Source organism: Salinispora oceanensis, assembly GCF_000383575.1.
GTDB lineage: Bacteria > Actinomycetota > Actinomycetes > Mycobacteriales > Micromonosporaceae > Micromonospora > Micromonospora oceanensis.
In genome coordinates, this window is sequence record NZ_KB911579.1 from 4,460,960 (window position 1) to 4,479,747 (window position 18,788).

Here is an 18,788-nt window from a genome sequence, read left to right on the forward strand (position 1 = left end):
GTGCGGCCGGCGATGCGCGTCCGACCTGGTGCGCCCCCGGATCACGGCTACGGTGTGGGCGTGGCGACGCCGGCCGAGCAACTCCGGGTGGGACGGCGGCTGGTCCGCGTCTCCAACCCGGACAAGCCCTACTTTTCCGAGTTGGGGCTGACCAAACTCGATGTAATCCGCTACTTCCTGGCCGTCGGCGATGGCATTCTGCGCGCCCTGCGGGACCGGCCGACGATGCTCGAGCGGTGGCCGCGTGGCGTCTTCGCCGGTGCCAAGATCGCGACACGGGCGGACAACCGCGGTGACGCGTTCTATCAAAAGCGGCTGCCGGCGGGCGCTCCCGACTGGGTTCGCACCGCGCACCTGACCTTCCCGAGCGGTCGGAGCGCGGACGAGCTCGCGCCGAGTGAGCTGGCCGTGGTGGCCTGGGCGGTCAACCTCGGCACGCTCCGGTTTCACCCGTGGCCGGTGTCCCGGCACGATGTCGAGCGACCAGACCAGCTACGCATCGACCTGGACCCGCTACCCGGGGTCGGATTTGACCAGGTGGTCCCGGTGGCGCATGAGGTCCGTGCGTTCCTCGACGAGCTTGGGCTGGTTGGCTACCCGAAGACCACTGGGGGACGAGGGTTGCACGTCTACCTCACCATCGAGCCGCGGTGGAGTTTCGGAGACTGCCGCCGGGCGGTGCTGGCGCTGGGCCGGGAGATCCAGCGTCGCCGGCCCGACCTGGTCACCACCACCTGGTGGCGGGAGCAGCGGGATCGGCCGGTCTTCGTCGACTACAACCAGATGGCCCGGGACCACACGATGACCTCGGCGTACTCGATCCGGCCCACCCCGGCGGCGCTGGTCTCCGCACCGGTGGCCTGGACCGAACTGGATGATGCCCGGCCGGAGGACTTCGACATCACCACGATGCCGGCCCGCTTCACCGAGCACGGCGATCCGCACGCGGGTCTGGACGAGCGGGCCTATTCGCTGGAGCCGTTGCTGGAGTTGGCCGACCGGGAGAAGCTGACGGCGCCGCCGGAGCGTTCAGGGTCCCGGGCGCCCGGGACCGGGAAGCGGAGGGGGCGCGGCCGAGCCCCAGGGTGACAGCTCGCCGTCGAACTCGTGGAAGACCAGCCAGGTGCGGGTGGAGAGCACTCCGGGGATGCTCTGCACCCGGGTCAGCACCACGTCTCGCAACGTGGCGTTGTCCGGGGCCCGGACCAGGGCGAGTACGTCGTGGTCCCCGCCGACCAGTGCGGCGTGCTCCAGGTAGTGCACCTGGGCCAGTCCCGCCGAGACCTCACGCCAGGTGTTCTGCTCGATGGTGATGGCGATGTACGCCGAGGTGCCCAACCCGGCGGCCTCCGGTGCCACCCGGGCCTGAAAGCCGGTGACCACCCCGTCGCGCAGCAACCGCTCCACCCGGGCGTACGCGTTGGTTCGGGAGATGTGCAGGCGGGCGGCGAGTGTCCGCACCGACGTGCGTCCGTCCCGGACCAGCTCGGCCAGGATGCGGCGGTCCACGTGGTCTAGCGGCCGGGCCGATCGTCCCGGTCTGGTCGTCGAGGCCCCATCCGGGCCGGACTCTTGGCTCATCGTGGCACCTCCCGCAGACCAACCATCCTGCGTTTGCGGGGGATCTTGAGTCAATCATCCGACCGCAGGAGCATGGGCGCACCAGATGTCCAGGAGGTATCCGCCGTGACGACCACACCCCGGGCGGTCCGCAGAAAGACCCGGCCGGCCGCGCCGCCGGACCCGGCTCGCCCACTGTTGCCCGCCAGTGCGCAGATTCGCCTGCTAGACCCCGCCGGTACCCTGCTACCGGCGCACCCCGACTACCCGGCGCCCCCGGTTGAGGTGCTGGTCGAGCTGTACCGCCGGATGGTGCTCGGCCGCCGTTTCGACCTGCAGGCCACCGCCCTGACCAAACAGGGTCGACTCGCCGTCTACCCGTCGGCTCGGGGCCAGGAGGCGTGTCAGGTCGGCGCGATGCTCGCGCTGCGGGACGACGACTGGGTCTTCCCGACCTATCGCGAGTCGATGGCGTTGACCGCCCGGGGGATCGACCCGGTTGAGGTGCTGACCCTGCTCCGTGGGGACTGGCACTGTGGTTACGATCCGGCCGTCCGGCGTACCGCCCCGCAGTGCACCCCGTTGGCCACCCAGTGTGTGCACGCCGCCGGTCTCGCCTACGGCGAGGCGCACCAGGGCCGGGACACGGTGGCACTGGCCTTTCTCGGCGACGGTGCCACCAGCGAGGGTGACTTCCATGAGGGGATCAACTTCGCCGCCGTCTTCAAGGCGCCGGTCGTCTATTTCATCCAGAACAACGAGTACGCGATCAGCGTGCCGCTGTCCCGGCAGACCGCCGCACCCAGTCTCGCGTACAAGGGCGTCGGGTACGGCGTGCCCAGCGAGCGGGTCGACGGCAACGACCCGGTCGCCGTCCTCGCGGTGCTCACCCGGGCGGTGGCGCACGCCCGTGCCGGGCACGGCCCCTTCCTGGTGGAGGCGCACACCTACCGGATGGAGCCGCACACCAACGCCGACGACGCCGCCCGCTACCGGGACGCCGATGAGGTAGCGAGCTGGCAGGACCGGGACCCGGTCGTTCGGCTGGAGACCTACCTGCGGGACCGGGGGGCGTTGGACGACACCACCGTGGCGCGGGTGGCCGCGCAGGCCGAGGAGCACGCGGCCGACCTGCGGGAGCGGATGCACGACAAGCCGACTGTCGACCCGATGACGCTCTTCGACCACGTCTACGCCGAACCAACGCCGCAACTGGTCGAACAGCGGGCGCAGGTTCGTGCCGAGTTGGCCGCTGACCAGGAGGGAGCTGGGTGATGGCAAGCATGACCATGGCGAAGGCGCTCAACACCGCGCTCGCCGACGCGATGCTCGACGACGACCGGGTGGTCGTCTTCGGCGAGGATGTCGGTCAACTTGGCGGGGTCTTCCGGATCACCGACGGGCTGGCGGCCCGCTTCGGCGACACGCGCTGCTTCGACACTCCGCTCGCCGAGGCCGGCATCGTCGGCTTCGCGGTTGGCCTCGCCATGTCCGGGCTACGGCCGGTGGTGGAGATCCAGTTCGACGCGTTCGGGTACCCGGCCTTCGAGCAGATCGCCTCGCACGTGGCGAAGCTGCGCAACCGCACCCGGGGCGCGCTGACCGCGCCCATCGTCATCCGGATCCCGTACGCCGGTGGCATCGGCGGGGTGGAGCACCACTGCGACTCCTCCGAGGCGTACTACGCGCACACGCCCGGTCTGAAGGTCGTCACCCCGGCCACCGTGGCAGATGCCTACTCGCTGCTGCGTTCGGCGATCGACGATCCGGATCCGGTCGTCTTCCTGGAGCCGAAGAAGCTCTACTTCGCCAGCGCCGAGACGCAGTTGCCAGCTCGGACCGAGCCGTTCGGCCGCGCCGTCGTACGTCGTCCGGGCACTGATGGCACCCTGGTCGCGTACGGGCCGGCGGTGCCGGTGGCCCTGGCGGCCGCCGAGGCGGCCCAGGCGGAGGGCTGGAACCTTGAAGTCGTTGACGTACGGACGATTGTGCCGTTCGACGACGACACGGTCGCGGCGTCGGTACGCAAGACCGGCCGGTGCGTGGTGGTCCACGAGGCCCAGGGCTTCGCCGGGGTCGGCGCGGAGATCGCCGCGCGGATGCAGGAGCGTTGCTTCCACTCCCTGCACGCTCCGGTACTGCGGGTTGCCGGGTTGGACATCCCGTACCCGGCGCCGATGCTGGAGCACACCCACCTGCCGTCGGTGGATCGCGTGCTCGACGCGGTGGCCCGCCTCCAGTGGGACGACCAGCCCGACGAGCGGTGGGTGGCGGCCTGATGAGTGAGCGGGTCTTCCTTCTGCCGGATCTCGGGGAAGGGCTCAGTGAGGCGGAGATCGTCGAGTGGCGGGTCGCCGTGGGCGACACGGTGACGGTGGACCAGGCCGTCGTGGAGGTGGAGACCGCCAAGGCGGTCGTAGACGTGCCCTGTCCGTATGCCGGGCGGGTGGTGGCCCTGCACGGCATGGCGGGTGAGGTGCGGCCGGTCGGCCAGCCCTTGATCACCATCGCGTCGCTGGACGCGGTCGAGACGGATGCTGCTCCGGTTAGCTCTGGCGGGCCCGTGGTCAACCGGGAGCAGGAGCGGGCTGGCTCCGGGAACGTCTTGATTGGGTATGGCACCGGCCACGGCGGAGCGGCGCGTCGACGGCGGCCCCGGGTTGCCCGATCCGTACCGACCGACGCCGCCTCGGGTGGCGCTGCCCGGACCGAAGCCACCTCGGGTGGCGGGACTCGGACCAACCCCGTCCCGAGTGGCGGCCGGGGAGCGCCCGGCGTGAGCGTTCGGGTCATCTCGCCGATCGTGCGGCGGCTGGCGAAGCAGCACGGCGTTGACCTAGCCGCCCTGCGTGGTACCGGCCGCGGCGGCGTGATTCGGCGGGCTGATGTGGAGGCGGCCACCCCCGCTCCGGTCGCGGTGCCCGCGGTGGACGCCGTGCCCGCCGACGGCGAGGTGATCCTGCCGTTGACCGGAATCCGCAAGGTCATCGCCGACAAGCTCTCCCGCAGCCGGCAGGAGATTCCCGAGGTGACGATCTGGGTGGACGCCGACGCGACTGCCCTGCTGGAGACCCGGGCGGCGATCAACGCCGCCACCCCGGCCGAACCGGTGAGCATCCTGGCGCTGCTCGCCCGGATCTGCCTCTCTGGGCTGCGCAGGTTCCCCCAGCTCAATGCCCGGGTAGACAGTGGGGCGCAGCGGATCGTCCAGTCCGCCGGGGTGCACCTGGGCATCGCCGCCCAGACCGACCGAGGGCTCGTGGTTCCGGTGCTGCGTGACGCGCAGCGGCTCACCACCGCCGGACTGGCCGCCGCGTTGGCCGAGACCACGGCGGCGGCGCGGGCTGGCACGCTGCCACCGACCCGGCTCACCGGCGGCACGTTCACGCTGAACAACTATGGCGTGTTCGGGGTGGACGGATCGACTCCGATCATCAACCATCCGGAGGCGGCGCTGCTCGGCGTCGGGCGGATTGTGGACAAGCCGTGGGTGGTGGACGGGCAGCTTGCGGTACGCAAGGTGACGCAGCTCAGCCTTACTTTCGATCATCGGGTCTGCGACGGCGGGGTGGCCGGTGGCTTCCTGCGGCATGTCGCGGACTGTGTCGAGCGGCCAGCGGTGCTGATCGCGAACCTCTGACCGGAACGCGGGGCCGGTAGGCCCCGCGTTCCGGGCTCCGCCGCATGTTTGGGTGTATTTCGGACGAACGGTCGTGGACCGCTCGGATATCAGCCGTAAAACATGATCGGGCAGTTTCGGAATATAAGACCCAAAGCCAGGAAATGTGGGAGATAGTTAGGTCGTCGAATTTGTCAAAAATGCATTCCCTGGGTGGCGCAGCGGAGAGAATGTGGCGGAGGAGGCGACCAACGGGGGTGCGCACATGACAATCAGGCGGCGAATGACGCTGCTCACGGTAACTGTCGCGGCCGTATCGGTGGCGCTCGTCGGGTGCACCGTCGGCGAGCGCAAGGAGGCCCGACCGGCTCCGCCGGAATTGACCGTGACGCCGGCCGACCAAGCGACAGACGTCCCGATCAGCGCCGAGGTCGGCACCGCGGTCAAGGGCGGGACGATTACCGCGGTCCGCGTCACCGACGACGCGGGGAACGAGGTCAAGGGGGAGCCCCGGGAGGATGGCTCGACCTGGGTGCCGAGTAAGCCGTTAAAGCCAAAACAGACATACACGGCTGAGGTGACCGCTACCGGCGACTCCGGTAAAACCACTACCAACCGGACAATAACCTTCACTACGAGGCCGAAGTCCACCAAACCGGCTATTACCAGTACGTTGTATTTTGCGGGTGACCGGACGTACGGAACCGCAATGCCGGTGACCGTCGCGTTCGATCCACCAATTCCGGAGGAAGCCCGGGCTGCGGTTCAGCGGCGTTTGTTTGTGCGGACCAACCCGTCTCAGCCGGGGGTGTGGTCCTGGGTATCCGACGGAAGCCAGGCCTACTACCGGGCACCGGACTTCTGGCAACCGGGCACGACGATCAGCTTCCGTGCCGGTTTGGAGGGCCTGCCGATCGGCGAGGAGTACGTGGGCGACGCCGACCGGCGGGCGACCTCGAAGATCGGCCGTCAGGTCGCCTTGGAGATCGACAACGAGACCAAGCAGATGTCGGTGTTCCAGGACGGAAAGCTGTTGCGAGAGCTGCCGGTGAGCCTCGGCAAGCCGAGCACGCCGACCTCCAGCGGGAAGATGGTGATCATGGAAAAGCATGAGTTCACCACCTTCGACACCCGTGGCTCGGCGGACCCGTACGTGGTGGATGTCGAGGATGCGCAGCGGCTGACCTGGCAGGGTGAGTTCCTCCACGGTGCGCCCTGGTCGGAGGGGGTTCAGGGATACCGCAACGTCTCCCACGGCTGTACCAACCTCTCGGCCGCCAGCGCCGACTGGCTGATGGGCGTCACTCAGGTCGGCGACCTGGTGACGATCAAGGGCACCGAGGTGACGTTGGGGGAGGGCAACGGCTGGACCGCCTGGAACGTGAGCTGGGAGGAGTACGTCAAGGGCAGCGCCCTGCCCGTGCCGGCCGGCCTGAAACCAAGCCAGGCGGCCCCGAACCCGGGCGCGGTGGCCGGCGGCTCCCCGGCACCGGTGCCGTCTGAGGGCAGCGGTTCCCCTGCCCCGGAGCCCTCCGTGAGCGGCGGCTGACCGCCAGCGCTGAGGTGACGAGTGGTCCCCGGGCGTTCCCTTCGGTGAGCCGGAGGGAACGCCCGGGCCCGGTTGGTGGGACGGTCAGCGGAGGCCGACCAGGTCAACGACGAAGACCAGCGTCTCGCCCGGCGCAATGACGCCGCCGGCGCCCCGGTCGCCGTAGGCGAGGTGCGGCGGAATGGTCAGTCGCCGTCGACCGCCGACCCGCATGCCGACCACCCCCTGGTCCCAGCCAGCGATGACTCGCCCGCCGCCGAGGGGGAACTCGAGCGGCTCGCCACGGTTCCACGATGCGTCGAACTCACGGCCCGTGGAGTGGGCGACACCGACGTAGTGGACGCGGGCGACCTGCCCGGCCTGCGCCTCCGCTCCCTCGCCGACGGTGATCTCCTCAACGAGGAGGTCGCTCGGCGGGGCGCCCTCGATCGGTCCCACCTCGGGCTTCGTTGCCTGGTTCACCAGCGTCTCCTGTCCTTTGTCGTGGTGCCTGACCTGCCCGATCCTGCCGGATAGTCGCTGGCCGACCGCCAGGGGGCCGCGAACACGCTGGGCGGGCGTCACCACTGGTGACGCCCGCCCAGCCGAGTACCGGGATCGTCAACGGAGCCAGGGCATCCGCCGTACGATCGGGAGTCCGGCCCAGGCTCGACCGAGCCCCCAGGTGTCACCGGCGTTGAGCAGGGCGATGACCGCCAGCACCGCGGCGTAGATCAGGTGGTCGTCCATGAACGGGTTGTTCGACGGCGGCAGGGCGGCCGTCCACATCAGTACCATGAGTAGTCCGCCGGTCGCGGCGGCGACCCGGATGCCGATCCCGAGCAGTAGGGCGGTGCCGATGGCCGCCAGGCCGATCATGAACAGCCAGTCGGCCCAGGCCGCGCCCGCGATGCTGTTGTAGAAGCCCTTGAACGGGCCGGTTGCGCCGAAGCTCAGGAAGCCCTTCGTCGGGCTGCCGCCGTTGATCCAGGCGCTGTCGGCTTCGGTCGCCCGCCCCAGCCCGAACAGCTTGTCGAGAAAGGCCCAGAGGAAGATCCAGCCCAGCGCCAGGCGGGTGCCGGCCAGTACGTGGCGGGCGGCCCGCCCCTGCCCGGTTTCGACCTGGTTCAGGTTGCTGGTGGTCTCGGCGGCGTTCCGCTTGGTCGTCGCGGTCATCGTCTCCACGCCCCTTCTGCTGGTGCCTCGGATCGCACTGCTTGTGGCGCTTCAATTGGATCGCGGTGGCAACGTGTGCGAACAGGGTCATGTGGGCTCGTCAGCCGGGACCTTGGGCCTGCGGGTCAACCCACCGGGTGGGTGACCGGTGCCGCCAGCTGGGCGGCCAAGACGGCGGGCGCCTCCACCAGGGACGGGCCGTACCACGTCAGGTGCCGACCGGAGACGAGGGCGCACGGGAGCCCGGGGAATGCCTCCGGCCCATCCTCCACAGTGAAACGGTATGGCTCGTCGGGCAACACGACCAGCGCAGGATCCCGGCCGTGCAACTCGTCCAGGGACGGCCGAGGATACCGCTCGGCGTGGCCGGCGTACAGATTGGTCAGCCCCAGTCGGCGGAGCACGTCTCCGGCGAACGTGTCCCGACCCAGCGCCACCCACGGGCGCCGCCAGACCGGCACCACCGCTCGACGCGGTGACCGGTCCTCGGGCAGTTCCGCCCAGGCGCGGCGGGCGGAGACCAACCACTCGGGCTCACCTGGCGAACCCAGCTCGGCGAGAAGCTCGGCCAGCTCGGTGAGCGCCCCATCGACGGTACGAGGGTAGGTGACCCGCACCGGCACCCCCGCCGCCACCAGGGCGTCCGCGTCCTCGCGCCGGTTCTCCTCGACGTTGAGCAGAACCAGATCCGGCCGGAGCGCGCGGACCCGGTCCAGGTCCGGGTACTTGCTGCCGCCGACCCGGGGCACCTGCAGCCCCACCGGATGGGTGCACCAGTCGGTTGCGCCGACCAGCGCCCCGGGCAGCGTCAACGCCACTGCCTCGGTCAGCGACGGCACCAGTGACACCACCCGCATCCGCTCCGCCTCCTGTCGGCCGTTGCGTCGATCATGCCCGCGCGGGAGTGGCCACGGCCACCCGGGCGGCCGACAATGGCCGGATGTCGCCGAACCGTGCTGAGCAACCCCCCGCCGTCCGACCGCTCTCCGACTACGGCGTGCCGCCCGCGGCGGCGCTGGCCCGAGTACGCGGGTTCGCCGAGGCGATGGTCCGGCGCCGTACCGTGCGGGACTTCAGCGAGAAACCGGTCCCGGAGGGGGTGCTCGAGCACGCCCTGCGGGCGGCGGCCTCGGCGCCGAGTGGCGCGAACCGGCAGCCGTGGCGGTTCGTGGTGGTAACCGAGCCGGAGCTCAAGCGGCGGCTGCGCGTCGCCGCGGAGGCCGAGGAGCGGGTGTTCTACGAGCAGCGCGCCCCGCAGGAGTGGCTGTCGGCGCTGGCGCCGCTGGGAACGGATGCGAGCAAGCCGTTCCTGGAGACCGCCCCAGCGGTGATCGTCGTCTTCGAGGTCCACCGCGGCCCGCAGAGTCCCCGCCCCTACTACGTCAAGGAGTCGGTGGGGATCGCGGTCGGGCTACTGCTCGCCGCGCTGCACCAGGCGGGCCTCGCCACCCTGACCCACACCCCGAGTCCGATGCGCTTCCTCAACGAGTTGTTGGACCGGCCGGCGGAGGAACGGGGAAACCTGATTATTCCGGTCGGCTACCCGGCGCAGGGGGCGACCGTGCCGGACATCTCCCGCAAGCCGCTGGACGAGGTGGTCGTCTGGCGCTGACCGGGGGCGGGCGCGACCCGACAGTGCTCCGCTGTGTCGTCTCGCCAGATGCTCCTTATGCAGCCGGTGGCGGAGCTGTAGACCGCATTGTGATGGCCAGCGGCGCTACCTTCCGCAAACCGCTAGCCCGCGTGGCCCGGCAGTGACTTGGTAAACCCGGGGGCGATGTGGAGGGCGACGACGAAGGAGGGATTTTGGCCGAGATCTGGCGGGAGGATCGGTCTGCCCGGGGAGCGATCCGGCGGTCGACAGCTATGCTCTCGGGGGTTGATTGCTGCTTGTGCAGCATTTGGAGCATATCACCCAGCGTCGATCGAGTTGGACGGGCGGCCGCACTGTCGTTCATCAACAGGGATCTCGCAATCGCCGATGCGGGCAGTTGGCTTGCGGCGCCCATGGTGGGACCCGTAACTGACTGGCCGGACCGACTGCAGCCAAGTCCGGTGGTGCCTGGTATGACCCCGAACCTCGGTCCCGGTCGAATGGTGGCGAGCCCGGATCAATTCAGCTACCCGGGGCGCCCGTCCGTGGTCCGGTGTTCCAGTCCCGCCCGGTCGATTACGCAACCGTGTCCGTGCGCTCGTGGAGTTCGCACGGTCGGGCGGACGCCACAGACGTGCAGGGGAGTGCGGGGCATCTCACTGACGGCGGGACCGTTGGTCGGCGCAAAGGCGGCGGGGCCGTGCCGGAATCGGCACGGCCCCGCCCGGGTGGGTACTCGGGCGCTCAGCGCTTCTTGTACGCCTCGACAACCTCCACCGGGATGCGGCCGCGCTCAGAAATCTTGTAGCCGTTCTGCACGGCCCATTCCCGGATCGCGCGGTTCTGCTCCCGGTCTATTCCGGTGCTGGTGCCCCGTCGCAGTGCCCGCGACGTGTCCATGCCGCCCCGGCCGATCCTGCGGCCGGCGCTCAGATACGGATCCAGCGTCTTCCGGAGGATGCCCGCATTCTCGTCGGACACGTCGATGGTGTACGCCACGCCGTCCAGGCTGAACTCGACGGTTCGATCGGCTTTTCCGCCGTCGAGGTCGTCGGTCAGAACCGTGATTACTTTTCTTGCCATGGCCGATTACTCCCTGTGTGGGGGCGGGGTGTGGTCAAAGTTTGACCTATCCCCTGGCATTTTCGCAACTAAACGCGTCGACTTCATTTCGGGTGCGGCAAAATCTGGTGCCGAATCGCCGTGATGGCAACCGAAAACGCCTCGGGCGCACCAGTGCCGACCATCCTCGGCTGGCTGGTGCGCCCGGAGTGTGTTAGCACCCGGTGGCGAGGAGTGGATCCTTGCCACCGAGGGTCAGCAAAGGGCCCCCGTAAATGCCAGGACATCGGCGAGGCCCGCCCGCTCAGCGGTGCTGCCGGCGGCGGTCACCCCCGTCGTTGTCCCGGTCGCGGCGAACGGTTGCCCGGCGCCCCTTGATGGTGCTGCCGCGTAGGCCCGAGATCACCTCGTCGGCCAGTCCCGCCGGCACCTCCACCAGCGAGAAGCGGTCCGCGATCTCGATCGAGCCGATGTCCCGTCCGTTCATGCCGGTCTCGCCGGTGATCGCACCGACCAGATCCTGCGGTCGTACCCCGGCCCGTCGGCCCAGCCCGACGAAGACCTGGGTGGTGCCGGCGCTCCGGGGCCGTCCGGGCCGGCGCTCCCCCCGGCCCTCCGGTCCCGGTCGGCCGGTCCGGGGTGGGCGAACCGCGATCTGCGGAATCTCCTCTTCCTCCTCCAGCGCGCCCGGCAGGGTGGCCTCGTGGGCCAGGCGTACCGCGGCGAGGGCCACCTCCATGAGGTCGAACTCGTCGCTCAGCGACTCGACGATCACCCGGAACGGCTCCAGGTCGTCTTCCAGCAGGCTCTCCCGCAGCGCGGCCTGGGTGAGTTCCAGGCGACGATTGCGCAGGTCCGCCACGGTGGGGATCTTGTCGATGGTGATCCGTTGGCCGGTGACCCGTTCGATGGTCTTGAGCATCCGGTGTGCCCGCGGCTCGGCGAGAGTGATCGCCACTCCCTCCCGGCCGGCTCGCCCGACCCGGCCGATCCGGTGCACGTACGACTCGGGCGCCGAGGGGACGTCGTAGTTGACGACGTGGCTGAGCTGCTCGACATCCAGGCCCCGCGCTGCCACGTCGGTGGCGACCAGCAAGTCGGCGGTGCCGGCGCGCAGTCGACCCATCACCCGGTCCCGCTGCTCCTGACTCATCCCGCCGTGCAGCGCCTCGGCCCGGTAGCCGCGACCGTTCATCGTCTCGGTGAGCCGGTCCACCTCCTCCCGGCTGCGACAGAAGACAATCGCCGCAGTGGGGGACTCGACGTCCAGCACCCGGCCCAGTGCGGCGGGTTTGTGTGCCCGGGCCACCAGGTACGCGCTCTGTCGTACCCGGGGCGCCTCGCCGGCTACCGGCTTCTCCCGCGCGATGAGGATGCGGATCGGGTCGGTCAGGTATGCCCGGGCCATGCCGTCGATGCGGGCCGGCATGGTCGCCGAAAAGAGCACGGTCTGCCGCTGTTCCGGTGCGTGTTCCAGGATCGCCTCGATGTCCTCGGCGAAGCCCATGTCCAGCATCTCGTCGGCCTCGTCCAGCACGACGGTGCCGACGTCACCCAGGCGGAGGGTGCCGCGAGCGATGTGGTCGAGCGCCCGGCCGGGGGTGGCCACCACGATGTCCACCCCGGCGTCCAGGGCCCGCAGTTGCCGACCGATTGGCTGGCCACCGTAGATCGGCAGCACCCGGGTGCCAAGTTCCTTGCCGTACCGATGGAACGCCTCCGAGACCTGCACCGCCAGCTCTCGGGTGGGCACCAGTACCAGCGCGACCGGATCGGCGGTCGACCGGTCGGTGGGCATCCGTTGCAGCAACGGTAGGGCGAATGCGGCCGTCTTGCCGGTGCCCGTGGCGGCCTGGCCGAGTAGGTCCCGTCCGGCGAGCAGGGGAGGGATCGCCTCCCGCTGGATCGGCGTCGGCTCCTCGTAGCCGAGCGCGGCGAGCGCGGCGAGGAGCTCGTCGCGCAGGCCCAGGTCGACGAAGGCGGTCGCCTCGTCGTCAGTGGACGGTTCGGCTGTTGGATCTGGCCTAACGGGTGCGGAACTCATGCGTCAAGCCTTTCATCACGACTCGGGGCCCGCTTCGCCGACCGGCACATCACCGCGGCCGGCCGGTGGTACCACGTGCGGCGGGGGTCGCCAACACCGGGGGAGTGGCTGCGGGGCAGCCAGATTACTGGCTGAATGTCGAGATGCTGGTGGTTCGCGACCAACCAGACTTTTTGAGTTCTTGACGAGTAAATAGGAGGAATATTCGAGCTCCTGCCCGTAAAAGTGATTACGATTTCACGCAGAGTGATGTTCCCCGTGGTGTGGTGACGGGAGAGGGGACCGACGATGCGTTTGCCCAGCCGAAGCCCGGGCCAGCAGCCCGGCCCGTCCATCCCGGCTGCTCCGGCCCGCCGCGCGGCGGCGGACGCCTCCCGTCGGCCATCGACTGGCGAGCCGGACCTGGATGCGTACCGAGCCGCCGTAGCTGACCTGCTGGTCGAGGTGGGTGCGCTCGCCGGCGCCGCCAGCACCGTAGCCCGGCAGGTGCTGATCGACCAGCGGCTGCGCGAGCCAGCCATCGCGGCGGTGCTGGAGGCCACCCCAGCCGGCCTGATCGGCGCGCGCGAGACGCTGCTGTTGGAGATGGCTCGTTACCAGCCGAGCGAACGCAGTTCCGCGGCTGACCTTACCGCCCTGGCCCGGATCTACCTGCTCTCGCGCATCGATGTCATGTGGTGGCGCGACGCTCCCCCCTACCGCACCAACGAGCAGGTCAACCAGAGCACCGACCTGGTTGACCTGGAGTGGCTGCGCCGCCGGGACCTGCTGCGCTTCCATTACCAGGGACAGCCGGCCACGATCTTCGAGCGTGGGATGCGGGCACTGCGACGCCGGGTCCGCCCCTGCGTCGCCCCACAGACCGCCGGGTTGCTGTTTCGCCGATCCCGCCGGGAGATGGTGGCACTACTCAACGACATCGCCCGCGAGTTCACTGCCCATGCCCCCGCTGGGACCCCGCCGCTCTGGGTGACCAGCCTGGTTCGCAGCGCGGAACACCAGTACCAGCTGCGACGGCTCGGGTACGCGGCGATGCTACCCAGCGGGCACTGTTTCGGCTGGGCGGCGGATGTGGAGATGACCTGGTTCGACCGCTTCGAAGCCCGAGACGTCCTCGCCGAACTGCTCCTCGCCCGGCAGCGGGCGGGCGAGATCAACGTGGTTGACGAGGGGCAGGCCTGGCACCTGTGCCTGGCACCCGGAGCGCGGCGTCGGCTGCGTCGGGTTTACGAAGCCGAGCTGGGGAGTTGACCGTATGTCTGGGATCGCGGTGAGCCTCGGTCCGGAGGCCGATCCGGCTGTCTTCCGACGGATGCTCGCCACCCTGGAGCCACGTGGTGAGGTGACCGAGACCCGGTCCGAGACTGGCCTGCTCACCGGGGTGCGCCGGCTGCCGGTGGTGGACCGGCAGCGGGCGGTGCAGCCCTGGGTCTCCGCCGACGAGCGGTGGGTGCTCTGCTACGACGGCGAGGTCTTGAACCACCATGAGCTGCGCGCGGAGCTGACCGCCCTGGGATGCGGCTTCCGTGGGATGAGCGACACCGAGGTGGTACTCGCCGGATTCCTGCACTGGGGTGAGGCGATGGTCTCCCGGCTGCGCGGTGAGTACGCCTTTGTGATCGTCGAACGGGCCAGCGGACGGGCGTACCTGGTGCGTGATCCGCTCGGGGTTAAGCCGCTGTACTGGACCCAGGCCCCGGGCTATCTGCATGTGGCGAGCGAGGTCAAGGCCCTGGTCGGCTTCGGAGCGCCGATCACCGAGGTGCCGCCCGGACACCACGGGTGGGTGCAGGCCGACGCCGCAGCCTGCCTGCGTCCGTACGTCAACCTGCTCGCCCTCGGCGCGGGGCTACCGACGGTGGACGACCCGGACGAGGCCGCCCTGCTCGTCCGGGCCGCCCTCACCGACAGCATCCGGGCTCGGCTGGATACCGACCTCACCGTCGGCGTGCTCCTCTCCGGTGGTCTGGACAGTTCACTCGCGCTGCTACACGCCCGCGAGCTGCACGCGGACTGCGTGGCGGTCACGGTCGGCGTGCCGGAGAGCCCCGACCTGCGCTACGCGCGTCGGCTTGCGAAGGACCTTGGGGTTCCGCACGAGGTGGTGGAGCTGCAACCGCGAGACATCCGCCTGGCCCAGATTCGGGAGGCGATTCGGATTTCCGAACTCACCGAGTACGGCGACATCATCAACGCGGTGGTCTCGGTGCCGCTCTTCCGACGGCTGCGCGAGTTGGGCGTCAAGGTGGCGCTCACCGGCGACGGTTCGGACGAGTTGTTCGGCGGCTACCCGATGTACCAGCGGGTCGGCCCGCAGGCCGTCCGTCGGCTCCTTCTGCACAAGATCAGCAACCTCGGCCGTACGGAGTTGCAGCGGGTCGACCGCACCAGCATGGCGTACGGGGTGGAGGCCCGGGTGCCGTTCCTGGACCCGAGCGTGGTCGAGCTCGCGATGCGGCTGCCGATCGGGCTGAAGCTGCGCGCGGGGCAGGAGAAGTGGATCGTCCGGCGTGCCTTCGCCGATCTGCTGCCGGGTTACATCCGGCGGCGACCGAAGAACCCGATGTCGTACTCCTCCGGTCTGCACGAGCGGGCCCGGCTCTACAAGCCGGTCTTCGCCCGGCTGCACCGCTCCTTCCGCTATGACCTGGCCGAGCCGGTGCGCCGGGACTTCGGTCGCGTGCTGACCAGCTGCGGCAACGACCTGGACCGCGCGATCGCCGCCGGCCGAGCACGCCCGGACTACACGGTGCTGGAGCACGCACGGGACCTGGTCGGCGCGGCGAAGTGGAACGCGGTGCCGGTCGTACGCCGGCTGGTCGGACCGCGTCGCAGCCGGGGGGACGACGTGTCGTTGCCCGACTGAGGATGGTCCGGGGTTGACTCTGACACGGTGTCAGGGCCGACCGTGGAGGTGCCATGTTCACAATCGGAGACTTCGCCCGGCTCGGCCGGGTATCAGTGCGGATGCTGCGACACTATGACCGCATCGGACTGCTGCGGCCGGTCGCTGTTGACGCCCGCAGCGGCTACCGGTACTACACCGCTGACCAGCTGCGCCGGCTCAACCGGGTGATCGCGTTGAAGGACCTCGGTCTCACGCTGGCCCAGGTACAGCAGGTCCTCAACAATGCGCTGGAGGTCGCGGAGCTACGCGGCATGCTCCGACTGCGCCGGGCCCAGCTGGCGGCGCAGCTTGCGGCGGACGCCGCGCGGTTGACCCGGATCGAGGCGAGGCTCCGGACGATCGAGAGAGAGGGTCGGATGACCACGCAGGATGTCGTGCTCAAGGAACTGTCATCGCTGCGCGTCGCGGAGTTGACAGCAACAGCGGCCAGCCACGAGACCACTGACATCGGTCGGGCGATCCAGCCGCTCTACCCGGAGTTGTTCCGGCGGCTGGCCGTGGCGGAGGCGTCGCCGACCGGGCCCGGCCTGGCCTATTACGAGGCGGCCGGGGACGGGGAGAAGGTTGTGGTGCACGCCGCCATTGAGGTCGCGGTCAGCCCGGATCCGACGCGGGACTTCGCGGTCGTAGACCTGCCGGCGGTGCCGGCAGCGGCCACGGTGATTCACCGCGGGCCGATGGATGAGGTCGCGGGAACCCTACAGTTGCTGGCTCAGTGGATCGAGGAGAACGGCTGGCGGGCCGAGGGCTACCACCGCGAACTGTACGTGGAGTACTGCGCCGATGATCCCGCGGCCGGGGTGACGGAGCTACAGCAGCCAGTGACGCGGGCCTGAGCCACGCCGGACCGCCGAGCGAGTCGTGGGCCGGCTTCCGGATGAAAGCCGGCCCACGATGCGTCCGGTCGGGACCGGGCGACGCGGTTGCTCGTGGCTACCAGCCGAAGCGACCGGTCTGGGTCTGTGCGTTCAGCTCTGGGTAGCGGACGAAGTTGGCCGTCCAGGTGCGCCAGTCGGTCAGCCGAAGAACGTCCAGGCCCTTGGTCATGTCGTTGGAGTAGATGTAGCCGTTGTACCAGTACGCGGACCAGGATCCGCCGCCGATGAGAACTTCCTCGTCCAGCGGGCCCCGTTCCCAGTAGGCGATCTCGCGGGGGTTGGCCGAGTTGGTGAAGTCCCAGACCGAGATGCCGCCCTGGTACCACGCCTGAACCATGATGTCCCGCCCGAACACCGGGATCAGCGAGCCGTTGTGTGCCACACAGTTCTCGGTGTCGGCGTTTTCTCGCGGGATCTTGAAGTAGCTGCCGAAGACCAAGGTGCGATCGTCGCCGCGACCGGCGATGTCGTAGATGGCGTCGGCTCCCCGGTTGGGGCCGATGGTGTCGTTGCAGGTGGGGGCGCCGCCACCGCCCAGCTCGTCGGTGAAGATCACCTTTGTGCCGGCGTTGTTGAAGGTGGCGGAGTGCCAGAAGGCGAAGTTCTCGGTGTCCCGGACCCGGTTGATGACCTCGGGTGCTTCCCGGTCCGAGATGTCCATCAGGATGCCGTCACCCATGCAGGCGCCGGCGGCCAGGTTCTTCGACGGGTAGGCAGTGATGTCGTGGCAACCGCTGGTCGCCGACTTCTGCCCCGGCACGCCCTCGTAGCCACCGTCGGGGAAGAGGTTCGGGGTGGCCACCACCGCCGCGTCGGTGGGCCGGTGTACCGGCACCTTGACGATGGAGATCGAGTCGTGTGGCGGCGGGCAGCCGACGTACGTGTCCGACGGGCCGTACGACGAGACGTAGATGTACATCGTCGCCTTGTTTCGGCCGGGCACCAGCGTGTGGGTGTGTGAACCGCAGGCGGTCTGCACGCTCTTCAGGTAGCGGGGGTTCGCCTTGTCGCTGATGTCGAAGATCTTGATGCCCTCCCACTGGGTCTCGCTTGACGGCACCCTGATGCTGTCGCACGAGTCGTCGCTGCGGGGCGAGTCGGTGGAGAGGAAGAGCAGGTCGCCGTGGACGGAGATGTCATTCTGCGAGCCCGGACAGAGCACGCGGGAGACGACCGTCGGTGCGGCCGGACGCGAGATGTCGTAGACAATGAAGCCGTTGTAGTTGCCGGCGAAGGCGTACCGGCCCTGGAAGGCGAGGTCGCTGTTCGTGGCGTCGAGCGGTGTTTCGAGTGGCAGGTTGGCGACCTGCTTCAGGTTGGGGCTGCTGCGGATCTCGTCAACTCCGGGGATATCCGCGGTGGTGACGGCGCTGGAATTGGTGGTGGCCGCGCTGGCGTCCTGGGGCGCTGCGGCGACCACGCTCGTCAGGAGAAGGCCGGCCGCGGCCAGGCTCAGTGTGCCGAGCCAGCGGGACCGCGGCGTGCGGGATCTGCTCATCGGCGGGGCCCTTCGCGAGGTGTGAGGACTGGCCACACCCTACCGCCGTAATCGCGGGTGTCGATAGCTATTACGGTCGATCGGAGTCGGTTCCGGCTTGCCCTGGCTCTGGTTGATCTCGGTGGCGAGGCCCTCGGGCTGACGGTCGCCTGCTTCGTTGGGGTGAAACGCGGTGACGCCCGTCACATATACTCTCGGTTGTCGATGGCTACGATCATCGTGACCTTGACCGCCAGGGGGTGTCGAATGACCGTGCGGGGTAGGTGGGTGCTGGTCGCTGTGGCGACAGTGGCTCTGGTGCTCGGCGTTGTGGTGTGGCAGGGGGTCGCCCAGGACCGGTCACGATCCGCGGTGCCGGCGGCAACCGGGGGCGGCGACGGTCCCGGTCCGTTGGTCATCGTGCCCGGCCGGCCCGGAGAGCCGGCTCGGACTCGCCCTGCCGACGAGGTGCGGGCGAACGCCGACGGGGCGCACAACTCGCTGGATACCTGGTACGTCCAGATGATGATTCCGCATCACGAGCAGGCGCTGGAGATGTCGGAGTTGGCCCCGGGACGGGCCGCCGATCAGCAGGTGGCGGCGTTGGCTGAGCGGATCCGGGCCAGTCAGGCGCCGGAGATCGAGGTGTTGCGGGCCTGGCTCGCCGCCCGCAACCTACCGGTGGAGGATCCCGAGCACGATCACAGCACGATGCGTGGCATGCAGTCGCCGGAGGAGATGCGCCGTCTCGCCGAGTCTCGGGGTGCCGAGTTTGACCGACTCTTCGTGGAGATGATGAGCGATCACCACGCGGGGGCTGTTGAGATGTCCATCGACTTGCTGAAGGTCGGGGCGGAGCCGGTGCTGCTGGAGTTCGCGAACTCGGTCGCCGTCGAGCAGAACGTTGAGATCAGCCGGATGCGGGAACTGCTCGGCCACTGA

Annotated in this window: 17 protein-coding genes; 10 read left to right on the plus strand and 7 right to left on the minus strand. The window is 69.4% G+C overall.

The features are described 5' to 3' along the window. The first annotated feature begins 12 nt into the window (after positions 1-12). Complete coding sequence (locus tag SALPAC4_RS0120470; RefSeq protein ID WP_080640936.1) at positions 13-1,089, plus strand: DNA polymerase domain-containing protein; 1,077 nt, start codon at positions 13-15, stop codon at positions 1,087-1,089. On the opposite strand, the gene SALPAC4_RS0120475 is transcribed toward SALPAC4_RS0120470, so the two are convergent. Further along, positions 1,030-1,581, minus strand: a complete 552-nt coding sequence (locus SALPAC4_RS0120475) for an Lrp/AsnC family transcriptional regulator (protein WP_027644923.1) — start codon at positions 1,579-1,581, stop codon at positions 1,030-1,032. The two genes, SALPAC4_RS0120470 and SALPAC4_RS0120475, sit on opposite strands and share 60 nt — an antisense overlap. Positions 1,582-1,653: 72 nt before the next feature. Here SALPAC4_RS0120475 and pdhA point away from each other — a divergent pair, with 72 nt between their 5' ends. The 4 genes from pdhA to SALPAC4_RS0120495 all read left to right on the plus strand — a co-directional run bounded on the left by pdhA (position 1,654) and on the right by SALPAC4_RS0120495 (position 6,728). Next, positions 1,654-2,835 (plus strand): pyruvate dehydrogenase (acetyl-transferring) E1 component subunit alpha, encoded by a 1,182-nt coding sequence (gene pdhA, locus SALPAC4_RS0120480; protein WP_019871935.1) that lies wholly within the window; start codon positions 1,654-1,656, stop codon positions 2,833-2,835. Continuing rightward, positions 2,835-3,839: an alpha-ketoacid dehydrogenase subunit beta gene (locus SALPAC4_RS0120485; RefSeq protein ID WP_019871936.1), complete on the plus strand. Its 1,005-nt coding sequence runs from the start codon at positions 2,835-2,837 to the stop codon at positions 3,837-3,839. Before pdhA ends, SALPAC4_RS0120485 begins: the two co-directional genes overlap by 1 nt. Next, positions 3,824-5,200, plus strand: a complete 1,377-nt coding sequence (locus SALPAC4_RS0120490; RefSeq protein ID WP_019871937.1) for a dihydrolipoamide acetyltransferase family protein — start codon at positions 3,824-3,826, stop codon at positions 5,198-5,200. Before SALPAC4_RS0120485 ends, SALPAC4_RS0120490 begins: the two co-directional genes overlap by 16 nt. A 244-nt stretch (positions 5,201-5,444) precedes the next feature. After that, a complete protein-coding gene (locus SALPAC4_RS0120495) occupies positions 5,445-6,728 on the plus strand; it encodes a L,D-transpeptidase (RefSeq protein WP_033665018.1) in 1,284 nt (427 codons plus the stop codon). An 84-nt stretch (positions 6,729-6,812) separates the two neighbouring features. On the opposite strand, the gene SALPAC4_RS0120500 is transcribed toward SALPAC4_RS0120495, so the two are convergent. The 3 genes from SALPAC4_RS0120500 to SALPAC4_RS0120510 all read right to left on the minus strand — a co-directional run bounded on the left by SALPAC4_RS0120500 (position 6,813) and on the right by SALPAC4_RS0120510 (position 8,740). Further along, positions 6,813-7,190 (minus strand): FKBP-type peptidyl-prolyl cis-trans isomerase, encoded by a 378-nt coding sequence (locus SALPAC4_RS0120500; RefSeq protein ID WP_027644924.1) that lies wholly within the window; start codon positions 7,188-7,190, stop codon positions 6,813-6,815. 138 nt (positions 7,191-7,328) lie between these two features. Continuing rightward, positions 7,329-7,892, minus strand: coding sequence for a DoxX family membrane protein (locus SALPAC4_RS0120505; RefSeq protein WP_019871940.1), 564 nt, complete (start codon positions 7,890-7,892; stop codon positions 7,329-7,331). Between the two features lie 116 nt (positions 7,893-8,008). Further along, positions 8,009-8,740, minus strand: coding sequence for a helical backbone metal receptor (locus SALPAC4_RS0120510; protein WP_019871941.1), 732 nt, complete (start codon positions 8,738-8,740; stop codon positions 8,009-8,011). Positions 8,741-8,787: 47 nt separating this feature from the next. Between SALPAC4_RS0120510 and SALPAC4_RS0120515 the strand changes: the two genes are divergently transcribed. Next, positions 8,788-9,495, plus strand: coding sequence for a nitroreductase family protein (locus SALPAC4_RS0120515; RefSeq protein ID WP_019871942.1), 708 nt, complete (start codon positions 8,788-8,790; stop codon positions 9,493-9,495). A 726-nt stretch (positions 9,496-10,221) separates the two neighbouring features. Here the strand turns inward: SALPAC4_RS0120515 and SALPAC4_RS0120520 are convergent. Both SALPAC4_RS0120520 and SALPAC4_RS0120525 read right to left on the minus strand, forming a co-directional pair. Continuing rightward, positions 10,222-10,560: a histone-like nucleoid-structuring protein Lsr2 gene (locus SALPAC4_RS0120520; protein WP_018731092.1), complete on the minus strand. Its 339-nt coding sequence runs from the start codon at positions 10,558-10,560 to the stop codon at positions 10,222-10,224. Between the two features lie 283 nt (positions 10,561-10,843). After that, complete coding sequence (locus SALPAC4_RS0120525) at positions 10,844-12,583, minus strand: DEAD/DEAH box helicase (RefSeq protein ID WP_019871943.1); 1,740 nt, start codon at positions 12,581-12,583, stop codon at positions 10,844-10,846. A gap of 288 nt (positions 12,584-12,871) precedes the next feature. Here SALPAC4_RS0120525 and SALPAC4_RS0120530 point away from each other — a divergent pair, with 288 nt between their 5' ends. Genes SALPAC4_RS0120530 through SALPAC4_RS0120540 form a run of 3 tightly spaced genes read left to right on the plus strand, consistent with a single transcriptional unit; the run spans position 12,872 to position 16,327 of the window. Beyond that, positions 12,872-13,834: a DUF5715 family protein gene (locus SALPAC4_RS0120530; protein WP_019871944.1), complete on the plus strand. Its 963-nt coding sequence runs from the start codon at positions 12,872-12,874 to the stop codon at positions 13,832-13,834. A gap of 4 nt (positions 13,835-13,838) precedes the next feature. Continuing rightward, positions 13,839-15,449, plus strand: coding sequence for an asparagine synthetase B family protein (locus tag SALPAC4_RS0120535; protein ID WP_019871945.1), 1,611 nt, complete (start codon positions 13,839-13,841; stop codon positions 15,447-15,449). 53 nt (positions 15,450-15,502) lie between these two features. Then, positions 15,503-16,327: a MerR family transcriptional regulator gene (locus SALPAC4_RS0120540; RefSeq protein WP_019871946.1), complete on the plus strand. Its 825-nt coding sequence runs from the start codon at positions 15,503-15,505 to the stop codon at positions 16,325-16,327. Between the two features lie 97 nt (positions 16,328-16,424). Here SALPAC4_RS0120540 and SALPAC4_RS0120545 read toward each other — a convergent pair whose 3' ends face one another. After that, positions 16,425-17,867, minus strand: coding sequence for an LVIVD repeat-containing protein (locus SALPAC4_RS0120545; RefSeq protein ID WP_027644925.1), 1,443 nt, complete (start codon positions 17,865-17,867; stop codon positions 16,425-16,427). Between the two features lie 246 nt (positions 17,868-18,113). Between SALPAC4_RS0120545 and SALPAC4_RS0120550 the strand changes: the two genes are divergently transcribed. Further along, positions 18,114-18,788, plus strand: coding sequence for a DUF305 domain-containing protein (locus tag SALPAC4_RS0120550; RefSeq protein ID WP_019871949.1), 675 nt, complete (start codon positions 18,114-18,116; stop codon positions 18,786-18,788).